Source organism: Actinosynnema sp. NPDC004786, from assembly GCF_053601135.1.
The window spans coordinates 77,517-89,327 of the sequence record NZ_JBSGBG010000008.1 but is presented as its reverse complement, the minus strand read 5'-3'; the positions used below and the strand labels follow the sequence as shown (position 1 = coordinate 89,327).

Genomic DNA, 11,811 nt, shown 5'->3' with positions numbered 1-11,811 from the left:
AAGGAGGTGCGGATGGCGGCCACGACCACCGCCGACCGCTGGCTGCGCACGCGCACGCCCCGGCCGTCGGCCGCCGTGACGCTCGTGTGCCTGCCCCACGCGGGCGGGTCGGCGAGCTACTACCGCGACTGGGGGGCACGGCTGCCCGCCTCGGTCGAGGTGCGCGTGGTGCAGTACCCGGGCCGGGAGGAACGCCTGGTCGACGCGCCGATCGACGACATGGCGGCCATGGCCGACGTGCTGGCCGACGTGCTCGCGCCGCTGTTCGACCGGCCCGTGGTGCTGTTCGGGCACAGCATGGGCGCGGCCATCGCCTACGAGGTGACCCGGCGCTGCGAGGACCGCGGCCGGCCGCCGGCGCTGCTCGTGGCCTCCGGGTTCGCCGCACCGCACCGCCGCACGCCGCGCGACCTGCACGCGCGGGACGACGACGCGCTGGTCGCCGAGATCACCCGCGTGTCCGGCGACGACGCCGCCGCGCTGGCCGACCCGGACCTGCGGGAGCTGCTGCTGCCGACGATCCGCGCCGACTACCGGCTCATCGAGCGGTACGCGCCCGCCGCGCCCACGCCCGTGGCCACGCCGCTCGTGGTCTACCGCGGCGACGCCGACCCCGACGTCGACCACGACCGCGGCGAGGCGTGGCGCGACCTGGCCGCCTCCGGGGCGGTGCGCGAGCACCGCGCGTTCCCCGGCGGCCACTTCTACTTCCGGCACGACCCGACCGCCCTGCTCGGGGCGATCTCCGCACACCTCGGGCGGGTCCGCCCGGTGACGACCCACTAAGGGTGAGTGACATGTTGTTGGTGAAGGACGACACGCTGACCACCGCCACGCTCGACGCCGACGAGCACGCGTGGCTCGACCGGATCGCCCGCGACCTGCTGGACGTGGCGGGCGGGCGCGTGGACAGCCCCGAGTGGGTGGCCGCCGCGCGCCGGGCCTGGGAGGACGCGCCCGCGAGCCTGCGGCACACGCTCAAGGAGTTCCGCCGCGACTCCGGCACCGGCGGCGCGCTGCTGCTGCGCAACCTGCCGGTGGACGAGGAGAACCTGCCGGAGACGCCGAAGGCCGAGGGGTCGGTGGTGCGCGAGGCGACGGTCTCCGCCGCCGTCCTCGTGCTCGTGGCGCACGGGCTGGGCGATCCCGGCGCGTTCCGGGCGGAGAAGTCCGGCGCGCTCGTGCAGAACGTGGTGCCCGTGCCCGGCAAGGAGGAGGTGCAGGGCAACGTCGGCTCGGTGCACCTGACCTTCCACACCGAGAACGCCTTCCACCAGCACCGGCCCGACTTCGTGCTGCTGGTGTGCGTGCGCCCGGACCACGAGCGGGTGGCCGAGCTGCGGCTGGTCTGCTCGCGGCAGGTGCTGCCGAAGCTCGGCGAGCAGGCCCGCGCGGCGCTGTCGTCGGCCGAGTTCGTCACCGCGCCCCCGCCCTCCTTCGGCACGACGTCGGAGGAGGTGCCGCCGCGCGCCGTGCTGCACGGCGACCCGGACGACCCCGACCTGTGCGTAGACCAGGCGGCCACCAAGCCCGTCACCGAGCGGGCGGTCGCCGCGATGGCCGAGCTGGGCGAGCTGTTCGACAACTCGTTCAACGGGCTGCGGCTGGCCGCGGGCGACCTGGCGATCGTGGACAACCGGGTCACCGTGCACGGCCGGTCGGCGTTCACCCCGCGCTACGACGGCGCGGACCGCTGGTTGCAGCGCACCTTCGTGTTCGCCGACCTGCGCCGCTCCCGGGGCCACCGCCCCGGCGACGGCTACGTGCTGGAGAGCTGAGCCGTGGACCTGCTGAAGGGCAAGACCCTGCTCGTCACCGGCGTCCTCACGCCGACGTCCATCGCCTACCACGTGGCGCGCCTGGCGCAGGAGGAGGGCGCGCACGTCGTCCTCACCGCCTACGGCCGGGTGCGCCTCGTGGAACGGCTCGCGCAGCGGCTGCCGTCGCCCGCGCCCGTGGTCGAGCTGGACGTCACGGACGCCGACCACCTCGCCTCGCTGCCCGAGCGCGTCGGCGCGCACGCCGACCACATCGACGGCGTGCTGCACTCCGTCGCCTACGCGCCGGCCGGCGCGCTCGGCGGCAACTTCCTCACCGCGGCGTGGGACGACGTGGCGCCCGCGCTGCACGTCTCCGCCTACTCCTTGCAGTCCCTCGTGCGGGCCGTGCGGCCGATGATGGGCCGGGGCGGCTCGGTGGTGGGCCTGGACTTCGACGCCTCGCAGGCGTACGCCGAGTACGACTGGATGGGCGTGGCGAAGGCCGCGCTGGAGTCCTGCTCCCGCTACCTCGCGTCCTACCTGGGCCGCGACGGCATCCGGGTCAACCTGGTCGCCGCCGGGCCGCTGCGCACCACCGCCGCCATCGCCATCGGGCCGGGCGGCGACGAGGCCGCCCGCCGGGAAGGGCTGCGGTGGCACGGCAAGGCCCCGCTCGGGTGGGACGACCAGGAGTTCACCCCCGTGGCGCGGGCGTGCGTGGCGTTGCTGTCGGACTGGTTCCCCGCGACCACCGGCGAGATCGTCCACGTCGACGGCGGCGCGCACGTGATCGGGGACCGGCCCGGCGTCCCCGTCGCGGCGCCGCCGCCGGCGGGGTCGTGACCGTGGCCGGCCGCGGCGCGGAACGGGTCGTCCCGGGGACTCCCGGTGCGGGCGGCGCGTTCGATCCTGTTCCCGCCCCGAACCCCGGTCGGGGCGGACGACCGCACGGAGGAGCAACGGTGACCGCAGCCGTCGAGGCGCGTGGCGTCGTCAAGTCGTACCAGGCGCACCGCGCCCTCGACGGCGTGGACCTGACCGTCCCCACCGGGACGGTGCTCGGGCTGTTGGGCCCGAACGGCGCCGGCAAGACCACCATGGTCCGGGTGTTGACGACGCTGTTGCGGCCGGACGCGGGCGACATCCGCGTCGCCGGCTACGACGTCGTCGCCCAGTCGGCCGACGTGCGCCGCTCGATCGGCCTGTCCGGGCAGTACGCGGCCGTGGACGAGAGCCTGACCGGGTACGAGAACCTGTACCTGGTCGGCAGGCTGTACGGCTTCAAGGCCGCCGCCGCGCGGGCCCGCGCCCGGGAGCTGCTGGCGCTGTTCCGGCTGGAGCACGCCGCGTCGCGGCTGCTGCGCACCTACTCCGGCGGCATGCGCCGCCGGCTGGACCTGGCGGGCGCGCTGGTCGCCCGGCCGCCGGTCGTCGTGCTGGACGAGCCGACCACGGGCCTGGACCCGCGGTCCCGGTTGGACACCTGGGAGATGGTCCGGCGGCTGGTGGACGACGGCGCGTCCGTGCTGCTCACCACGCAGTACCTGGAGGAGGCCGACCAGCTCGCCGACTCGATCGTGGTGATCGACCGCGGCCGGGTGGTCGAGCGCGGCACGTCGGACGAGCTGAAGGCCCGCGTCGGCAGCGAGCGGCTGGAGATCGTCGTCGCCGAGCGCGCCGACCTGCCGGAGCTGACCCGCGTGCTGACCGAGGTCGGCGCGGCCGAGCCGGTGGTGGACGACCACCTGCGACGGGCCCACGTGCTCGTGCACGTCGGCCCGAAGACGCTGGTGGAGGCGTTGAAGCGGCTCGACGCGGCGGACGTGCGGGTGCTCGACGTGTCGCTGCACCGGCCCAAGCTGGACGACGTGTTCCTGATGCTGACCGAGCGCGGCGCCGACGACCGGGAGGACTCGTGACCGTGGTGGCCAAGGTTGCCGTCGACGGCTGGATGATCGCCTGGCGCAACCTGCTGCACGTGCGGCGCAGCGTCGACTGGGCGTTCGCCGCGGTGGTGCAGCCGGTGATGTTCGTGCTGCTGTTCGGGTTCGTCTTCGGCGGCCTGCTCGGCGGCGCGGCGTACCGCGAGTACCTGCTGGCGGGCATCCTGGTGCAGACGCTGGCGTTCAACTCCGCGTTCACCGTGCTCGGCCTGGCGACGGACCTGCGCAAGGGGTTCATCGACCGGCTGCGGTCCCTGCCGATGTCCGGGGTGTCGGTGCTGGTCGGCCGCACGCTGTCGGACCTCGCGGTGAGCGGTGTCGCTATGCTGGTGACGTGCCTGTGCGGCCTGCTCATCGGCTGGCGGGTGCGGGGCAGCTTCCTCGACGCGGTGCTCGCGTTCCTGGTGCTGCTGGTGTTCGCGTTCGCCATGTCGTGGATCGGGGCGCTGATCGGGCTGATCTCGCCGAGCCCGGAGGCCGCGCAGAGCGCCGGCCTGATCTGGCTGACCCCGCTGACGTTCGTGTCCTCCGGCTTCGTGCCCGAGGAGTCCATGCCCGGACCGCTGCGGGTGATCGCCGAGTGGAACCCGCTGACCGCCGTCATCAACGCGGTGCGGGAGCTGTTCGGCAACACCGTGCCGGGCCTGAACGTGGTGTCCGGCTCCTGGCCCGACGACCACGCGCTGGCGTACGCGTGGCTGGCGTCCCTGCTCATCGTGGCGGTGTTCGTGCCGCTGAGCATGCGGGCCTACCGCCGGGTGGCGTCCCGGTGACCAGGGGTAGGTGGGACGGGCGCCCGTCCCACCTACCGCGCGGCGGCCAGGGGAGGCCGCCGTGTCCCGGTCGACGTCACCGCCGCCGGGTGGCGAACATCGACCGGTACACCGCCGTGATGACGAAGATCAGCGCACCGACCATCGCCACCGTGATCGCGACGTTCACGACGTCGGACACCTTGCCGCCGATGAAGTACTGCTTGATCAGGTTGGCGCCGACGATCAGGACCACGTACACCCACCACGGGGCCCACCGACCGTCGTTGACCTTGCCCTCAGCCACTTGTCCTCCTCGCCGGGCGCGGGCACACCCTCAGCACAGTTCCTTGATTTTCGCGGCGCCCTCGGAGATGTCCTGGGCGTTGTCCGACAACAGCTGCCGAGCCGCGGTCAACACCTTGCCGGCACGCGACGATTCGTCCATGTTCCCGGCGATGTCGTCGATGACGCCCGCCAATGTCTTCGCCGCTTCGCTCTTCCCGTCCGGACCGGCGGCCACCCACCCGTTCGCGACGTGGCACAACAATGTCGTCCTGCCGTCGTCGGTGGTGTTGTCCGCGGAGGTCGGCTCGGCTCCCGGCCGGCACGCGACCAACGCGAAGGCCGACACCACCGCCAGTGCTACCGCCACGCTTTTCATGGTGACATCCGCTCCTTTCGGTGTGGTCGGCGGGCCGCGCGCCTGCCGTGACACCATCGTCGCGAACACGCCGGGTCGGCGGCATCGGCGGTCGGAGCGATCATGGATCATCACTTCGGCCGATGCGGGGCGCACGGTGCTGTGCTGTGATCGCGCGGTGCACGCCGGAATAAGCCGCGTCGTGTCCGGCCTGCGGAAGCTGCCGGACTGGCAGCACGACGCGCTCATCGTGATCAGCTCCCTGCTGGTCGGCTCGGTGTTGTTCGCGACCGGCCTGTACCCGTTGTTCAACTTCGACGACCGGGTGCCGATGTGGGTGCGGCTGCTGCTGTTCGGCGGCATCTGCGCGGTGGAGGGCTTCCGCCGCCGCGCGCCCGGCACCTCGCTGGCCGTGGGCACCGCGTTCCTGCTGGTGGACTGCGTCATCGGGGTCAGCACGCCGACGCTGGTCGTGTACGCCGACCTGCTCTACGCGGCCACCCTCTACGGGCCGCGCCGGCTCAGCCGCGACATGGTGCCCATCGCCGTGCTGACCTCGATCAGCACGATCACCGCCACCGTGCTGCTGGTGCCCGGCTGGCGCGCCACCGTGCTGGCCGCGTTCGCCGTGCTGCCGTTCCTGCTGATCCCGGTGTGGTGGGCGACGAACGTCCGGCAGCACCAGCGGATGGCCGAGGTGGAGCGCGCGAACGCCCGGCAGCTCGCCAAGATCGCGCAGCTCGACCGGACCGCGGCGGTGGCCGCCGAACGCGCCCACATGGCCCGTGACCTGCACGACGTGATCGCCGGGCACCTGTCCGCGATCGCCATCCAGGCCGAGGCCGCGCTGTCGTTGAAGGACGACGACCCGATGACGCGAGTGGTCCTCAAATCCGTGCGCGAGAACAGCGTCAGCGCGCTGGAGGAGATGCGTGCCATGATCAACCTGCTGCGCGCGGACGTGACCGACCCGGACGAGCCCACCGCGCCCGCCCGGCTCGCCCAGCTGTCCAAGCTCATCGAGTCGGCGCAGGCCGGCGGGATGAGCTTGGACGTGCGGGTGGACTACGACGACACCGAACCGCTGCCCGCGGCCGTGGACCTGACCGCGTACCGGATCGCCCAGGAGGCGCTGACCAACGCCATGAAGCACGCACCCCGCACGAACGTCGTCCTGGACCTGCGCCGCACCGACACCGAGCTGGTGCTGGAGGTGGTGAACGAGCTGCGGCAGGGCGCCGCCGGGGAGGGGCTGGGCACCGGCCTGCTCAACATGCAGGAACGCGTCGCCGCCGTCGGCGGCACGCTCACCGCGGGACCGTCGGACGGCGCGTGGCGGGTCCGCGCGGTGCTGCCGCTGCCCGAGGTGGAGCGGTGAGCACCCGGGTGCTGGTGGTGGACGACCACGCGGCCGTCCGCGCGGGCCTGGTGCTGATCCTGGGCAACGCCGAGGGCATCGAGGTGGTCGGCGAGGCGGGTGACGGCGCGACCGCCATCCGGCAGGCGAAGGCGCTGCGCCCGGACGTGGTGCTGATGGACATCCGCATGCCCGGACTGGACGGCATCGCCGCGACCAAGGCGCTGCACGGCGACGGCGTGGCCCAGGTGCTCGTGCTGACCACGTTCGACCTGGACGAGTACGTGTTCGCCGCGCTGCGCGCCGGCGCCGCGGGCTTCCTGCTGAAGTCGGTGGACGCGCCGCGGCTGGTGGAGGCGGTGCGGCTGGTCGCGGCGGGCGAGAACGTGCTGGGCCCGGAGATCACCCGCAAGCTGATCAAGGCGTACGCGGAGGCGCCGGCGAAGGTGCAGCCGGCCGTCGACAGCCGGCTGGAGCAGCTGACCGAGCGGGAGCTGGACGTGCTGCGCTGCCTCGGGCGCGGGCTGTCGAACGCGCAGATCGCGGAGGAGCTGTTCATCAGCGGCGCGACCGCGAAGACCCACGTGTCGCGCATCCTCACCAAGCTGGAGCTGCGCTCGCGCGTGCAGGCCGCGATCTACGCCCAGGAGAACGACCTGGTGTGACCGCTCACCAGCCCAGCGCGCCGCCGCCGGTGACGGGGATGGTCGCGCCGGTCACGTAGGTCGAGCCCGCGACCCAGCGCACCACCTCGGCGATCTCCTCCGGCCGGGCGAGGCGGCCCAGCGGCACCTGGTCGACCAGCGCCTGCCGCTGCCGGTCGGTCAGCACGGCCACCATGTCGGTGTCCACGGGACCGGGCGCGACGACGTTGATCCGCACCCCGCGCCGCCCGTACTCCAGCGCCACCGACCGCGCGAACCCCTCCAACGCCGCCTTGGCCGCCGCGTAGTTCGCCTGACCGGGGGAGCCGGCCCGCGCGGAGGCGGACGAGACGAGCACGATCGACCCGGTGCGCGCCTTGGCCATGGCGGGCAGGACCCGCTGCACGACGCGGAACGTGCCGAGCTGCGTGACCTCGATGATCTCGCGGTAGTGCTCCTCGGGCATGCGGGCGAGCAGCCCGTCCCGGGTGAGGCCCGCGTTCAGCACGACGACCTCCGGCGCGCCCTGGTGCTCGGTCACCTCGGCGACCGCGTCCGCGACCCGGCCCGCGTCGGGGTCGGCGAGGTCGAGCTTGACCGGGAGCACGCCGTCGACGGGCACGCCGGAACCGCGGTGCGTGCCCGCCACCCGGTCGCCGGCCCGCAGGAACTCCCGCGCCACCGCCGCCCCGATGCCCCGGCTCGCGCCCACGACGAGCACCGATCGTCCGGTCACACCGCCACCTCCGCCCACGCTCCCAGGTGTTGCGCTGATGCCGTGCCCCGCGGCCCGACCGCCGGTTCCGCCGCGGCCCCGGGTCGACCGCCACCACCACTCGTGGTCCCGGGTCGCCCGCTCATGCCGCCAGCTCCACCACGGCCTCGCCGCGCGCCACCGCGACGCCGTCGTCCCGGGTCGCCACGACCTGCACCTTCGCGCACGGCGTGCCGTCGACCACGGTCACCGACGTCACCTTCCCGGTGCACGTGACCCGCGCCCCGAGCGGCGTCGGCGCGGTGAACCGCGTCTTGAACGACCGCAGCGGCCCCGCCGCGGGCCACGCCGTGACCAGCCGGCCCAGGTGCGCCATGACGAGCATCCCGTGCGCCACGACCCCGTCCAGCCCGCCCCGCCGCGCCGCCGCGTCGTCCAGGTGCACCGGGTTGTCGTCACCCGACGCGGCCGCGAAGTCCCGGAGCCCTTCGGCGGTGATCGGGGGCACCTCGGCCGCCGGCAGCCGGTCCCCGACCGCGACCCCGTTCACGCGACCTCCTTGTCCTCGATCACGAGCACCTGGCGCAAATCCACCACGTGCTCGTCACCGCGGCGCACGACGCTGTCCTGCACGATGAACTCCAACCGCCCGTTCATCCTCCGGTAGACGTCGGCGACCACGCCCTCGAAGCGCAACTCCTCACCGGCGTGCACGTTCCGGTGATAGGTGAAGGACTGTTCGGCGTGCAGCACGCGCAACGGGTCGAGCCCCATGTCGAGCAACAATTTCTCGCCGCGCGCCTCGAGTTCCAACCCGAACAGCATCGTCGGCGGCAGCACCACGTCCGGAAAACCGGCCGCGCGTGCCGCGTCGACGTCCACGTGCACGGCCCGGTTCTCGCCGATGGCCCGCGCGAATGCGATCACCCGTTCCCGCGGCACCCGCAGCACGACCGGGTCGAGCTTTTTTCCCACGAACTCCGGATCCACCACCGGGAAACCGTACCCACGCGCGCCGCGGCCCGGCGAGGGCGCGCGGGAAAACCGCAGCGGTTTCCCGAAATCTATATTTCCGCTGTATTCCGGTCGACCCGCTCAGGCGCCGGACGCCACGGGCATCAGGTAGACCAACGCGTCGTCCACGCCGTCCAGGCACAGCACGTCGTGCGCCATGTCGTCGTAGAACCCGCCGAGCACGCCCAGCGCGAGCCCCGTCGAGGCGGCCACCAGGGCGAGGTTCTGCGCCAGGTGCCCGGCCTCGGTGAACGCCAACCGCAGGGCCCGCAGCCCGTACGCCTTCCGCAGCGCCCCTACCCGCACGTAGAGCGCCAGCAGCGCGGGCGTCGTGGTCGGGTCGACCCGGTCCGCGCCCCGGCCGAACCACATCGAGGTCGCCGCCACGTCCTCGGCCGGCGGCGCGGGCGCGACGTGCGCCAGCGTCCGCCGCGCTTCGTCCACTTCGTACACACCCGGCTCCAGCCCGGTCACCCGCCACGCCAGCACGCGCAACCGCGCGCTGTGCCGGGCGCCGGCGCTCGGGTACGGCCGGCGGCCGTCCGGCAGCGCGCCCTGCGCGGTCCACAGCAGGGTGGCGAGCTGCGCGGCGTCGAGCGGCCCGGCCAGCTCCGCGCCGCGCGCGGTGTGCCGGGTGGACAGCGCCTCGACCAACGAGCCGGACGGGGGCGCGACCTCCGGCAGCGGCACGTCCCGCCACCACGGCGGCGTCGGCGCGGGCGGGGTCGCGGCGGGCAGCGGTCCCTGGTCCGGCACGCCCGAGTGGAACCGGCTGGCCGCCAGGTAGCGCCGGTCCGGCGCGGTCGCGCCGTCCTCGTGGAACGGCACGGGCCCGTCCGGGTCCTCGGCCGTCATCGCGACCAGCCGGCACACCGTCCGCTCCGCCTCCGGGTCGAGGCCCAGCCGGTTGCACAGCATGTGGAGTTGCGACGCCCAGGCGTAGCGCGGCAGGTCCGCGCCGCGCACCTGCTCGGCCCAGTACGCCACCACGCCCGTGGCGTGCTCCTCCAACCGGTCCCAACGCGCGGCGAGCCGGGTCGCCCGTGCCGCGTGCAGCGTCCGGGCGGCGACGTGGGACCCGAGCGAGGGCGTGCCCACCGGTTCGCGCGCCTGACGCCAGCCCGTCGCCAGGGACCGCAGCCACGACGCCGCCCCGACCCGGTCGAGGCGCAACGCGCTCGTCGTGGCCATCACCAGCTCCACGGCGGCGGTGATCTTCGCGCCGGGCGTGCGGGCCGACCGCAGCACCGCGACCGCCACGTCCGTGCTGCGGCAGAACACCTCCTCCGCGAGCGGCAGGGCCTGCGGGCCGCCGTACCGCTCGACCTCGGGCTCGTACGGAACCTCCCGCACGTCGCCGTGCGGCAGCCGGTCGTCCTCGGCGGGGAAGGCCGCCGGGTCCGCGTCCAGCACGGGGTGGCCGGCCGCGGCGACCAGCTCGCGCAGCCGGTCGGCCAGGTCCACCCGGGCGTCGCGCAGCCGGACGCGCAGGTGCGGCCCGGTCCGCCAGTACCGCACGTAGAACCAGTCGGCGAGGCGTCCGGCCGCGCGGTGCGCGGTCAGCTCGGGGGCGAGGACGTCGGCGATGAACGCGTCCACGTGCCCGACCTCCCACGACAGCCGGACGTGCAGGCTGGTCCACGTCATCGCGCCTCCAAGGGGGTGAGGTCGTAGGCGAAACCCGCGCCGCGCGGCCGGCCGAGCAGGAGCAGGTACAGCAGGCTGTGCGACGCGGGCGCGCCGGCCAGGGCCTCCAGCGGGCCGTCGTGGGTGCTGCGCGCCGGGCGGCAGAACGCGCCCGCGTGCGCGGCGGCCGTGCACACGTGCTGGGCGGTCGCGCCGGCCGCGCGCAGCAGCGCCCGGTAGCCGTCCGGACCGTCGCCCGCCACCGCGGCCGCCGGGTCGCCGGTGGTCACCAGGGCGAGGTTCATCGAGGCGAGGTGGATCGTCCCGGGCGGGTGGCCGAACACGGCCTGGAGGCTCGGCACCGCCGGACCCGGCTCGACCAGCCGCAGGCCGCCGGTGACGGCGTACCAGCCGTCGGCGACGCCCTCGACGTTGCGCACGGCCAGCCGGTGCCGCAGGTCGTCGCGCACCGGCGACCCGGCCGGCGGGTGGTTGACGGCCCGCACCACGGCGTCGAGCGTGCCGCGGGGCAGCGGTCGCGGGTCGGCCGCGATGCCGCGCGGACCCGACCCCGAGCTGCGGCGCGCCAGCGGGGGCGGTTCGGCGGGGCCCGCGAACGCCAGCGAGACGGTCAACCCCTCGGCACGGGCGACGAGCCCGACCTGGGCCGCCCGCTCGACCAGCGCCGCGGCGACGTGCCCCACCTCCAGCTCGGTCAGCACGTCGCCGAACTCGCGGTAGCCGGGGGAGAGGCGGTCGCGGCGGCGGACCAGCTCGACGCGGACGGGACCGTCGAGCGCGGGCAGCCGGTCGCCGACCAGCGCCCGGCGCACGGGGTCCAGCGGCCACCGCCGCGCCCCGACCGCCAGCACGAGGTCCACGGTGGCGGCCGCCCGCGCGGACGGGTACGCCCGGTGGTCGTTGTACTGGTTCCACGGCTCCCAGCGCAGCGGTGTCGCCACGTCGACCAGCAGCCGCGCCACCGCCGCGCCGAACCGGCCGGGCAACGCCGTGAGCGGCACGCGCGGACCCTCCGCCGCCGGCGTGCGCGGCGACTCCCCGGGCTCCACCAGCCGTCCCGGCCCGTGGGTGTAGGCGGCGGCGAGCGCCGCCGCCGCCCCCGCGGTCACGGGGACGGGGTGCGCGGCGGGTGTCACCGGCTCGGTGGTGACGGGAACGGGGTGCGCGCCGGGTGGTGCGGTCTCGGTGACGGGAGCGGGTGGGGCGGCGGGTGCTGTGGTCGCGGGGACGGGTGGGGCGGCGGGCTCTGTGGTCGCGGGGACGGGTGGGGCGGCGGGTGCTGCGGTCGCGGGGACGGGTGGGGCGGCGGGCTCTGCGGTCGCGGGGACGGGTGAGG

Annotated in this window: 14 protein-coding genes; 7 read left to right on the top strand and 7 right to left on the bottom strand. The window is 74.7% G+C overall.

All coding sequences use genetic code 11. From position 1 onward, the window contains the following. Positions 1-12 precede the first annotated feature (12 nt). From ACWEFJ_RS09425 to ACWEFJ_RS09405, 5 genes are all read left to right on the top strand, one after another. Positions 13-786, top strand: a complete 774-nt coding sequence (locus ACWEFJ_RS09425; RefSeq protein WP_449713433.1) for a thioesterase II family protein — start codon at positions 13-15, stop codon at positions 784-786. A gap of 11 nt (positions 787-797) precedes the next feature. Beyond that, positions 798-1,778, top strand: a complete 981-nt coding sequence (locus ACWEFJ_RS09420; RefSeq protein ID WP_449713432.1) for a TauD/TfdA family dioxygenase — start codon at positions 798-800, stop codon at positions 1,776-1,778. 3 nt (positions 1,779-1,781) lie between these two features. After that, positions 1,782-2,603: an enoyl-ACP reductase FabI gene (gene fabI / locus ACWEFJ_RS09415; protein WP_378087366.1), complete on the top strand. Its 822-nt coding sequence runs from the start codon at positions 1,782-1,784 to the stop codon at positions 2,601-2,603. Between the two features lie 119 nt (positions 2,604-2,722). Next, positions 2,723-3,679: an ATP-binding cassette domain-containing protein gene (locus ACWEFJ_RS09410; protein ID WP_378087368.1), complete on the top strand. Its 957-nt coding sequence runs from the start codon at positions 2,723-2,725 to the stop codon at positions 3,677-3,679. Then, on the top strand, positions 3,676-4,476 hold the full coding sequence (locus ACWEFJ_RS09405; protein WP_378087370.1) for an ABC transporter permease: 801 nt from the start codon (positions 3,676-3,678) through the stop codon (positions 4,474-4,476). Before ACWEFJ_RS09410 ends, ACWEFJ_RS09405 begins: the two co-directional genes overlap by 4 nt. Positions 4,477-4,552: 76 nt before the next feature. Here ACWEFJ_RS09405 and ACWEFJ_RS09400 read toward each other — a convergent pair whose 3' ends face one another. Continuing rightward, a complete protein-coding gene (locus ACWEFJ_RS09400; protein WP_378087372.1) occupies positions 4,553-4,762 on the bottom strand; it encodes a hypothetical protein in 210 nt (69 codons plus the stop codon). 30 nt (positions 4,763-4,792) lie between these two features. Further along, positions 4,793-5,254, bottom strand: a complete 462-nt coding sequence (locus ACWEFJ_RS09395) for a hypothetical protein (protein WP_449713431.1) — start codon at positions 5,252-5,254, stop codon at positions 4,793-4,795. Positions 5,255-5,300: 46 nt separating this feature from the next. On the opposite strand from ACWEFJ_RS09395, the gene ACWEFJ_RS09390 reads away from it, so the two are divergent. Beyond that, positions 5,301-6,476 (top strand): sensor histidine kinase, encoded by a 1,176-nt coding sequence (locus tag ACWEFJ_RS09390; RefSeq protein ID WP_449713430.1) that lies wholly within the window; start codon positions 5,301-5,303, stop codon positions 6,474-6,476. Continuing rightward, positions 6,473-7,120, top strand: a complete 648-nt coding sequence (locus tag ACWEFJ_RS09385) for a response regulator (protein WP_449713429.1) — start codon at positions 6,473-6,475, stop codon at positions 7,118-7,120. Before ACWEFJ_RS09390 ends, ACWEFJ_RS09385 begins: the two co-directional genes overlap by 4 nt. A gap of 4 nt (positions 7,121-7,124) precedes the next feature. Here the strand turns inward: ACWEFJ_RS09385 and ACWEFJ_RS09380 are convergent, their stop codons facing one another. From ACWEFJ_RS09380 to ACWEFJ_RS09360, 5 genes are all read right to left on the bottom strand, one after another. After that, complete coding sequence (locus ACWEFJ_RS09380) at positions 7,125-7,835, bottom strand: SDR family oxidoreductase (protein WP_449713428.1); 711 nt, start codon at positions 7,833-7,835, stop codon at positions 7,125-7,127. Positions 7,836-7,956: 121 nt separating this feature from the next. Then, a complete protein-coding gene (locus ACWEFJ_RS09375) occupies positions 7,957-8,364 on the bottom strand; it encodes a MaoC/PaaZ C-terminal domain-containing protein (RefSeq protein WP_378087382.1) in 408 nt (135 codons plus the stop codon). Beyond that, entirely contained in the window at positions 8,361-8,807 is a 447-nt protein-coding gene (locus ACWEFJ_RS09370) for an FAS1-like dehydratase domain-containing protein (protein WP_449713427.1), read from the bottom strand. The genes ACWEFJ_RS09375 and ACWEFJ_RS09370 overlap by 4 nt, the downstream gene beginning before the upstream one ends. Before the next feature lie 102 nt (positions 8,808-8,909). Next, the gene (locus tag ACWEFJ_RS09365; protein WP_449713426.1) at positions 8,910-10,475 is read right to left on the bottom strand and encodes a thiopeptide-type bacteriocin biosynthesis protein; all 1,566 of its coding nucleotides are present in this window, start codon (positions 10,473-10,475) and stop codon (positions 8,910-8,912) included. After that, entirely contained in the window at positions 10,472-11,584 is a 1,113-nt protein-coding gene (locus ACWEFJ_RS09360) for a hypothetical protein (RefSeq protein ID WP_449713425.1), read from the bottom strand. Before ACWEFJ_RS09360 ends, ACWEFJ_RS09365 begins: the two co-directional genes overlap by 4 nt. Positions 11,585-11,811: the final 227 nt, after the last annotated feature.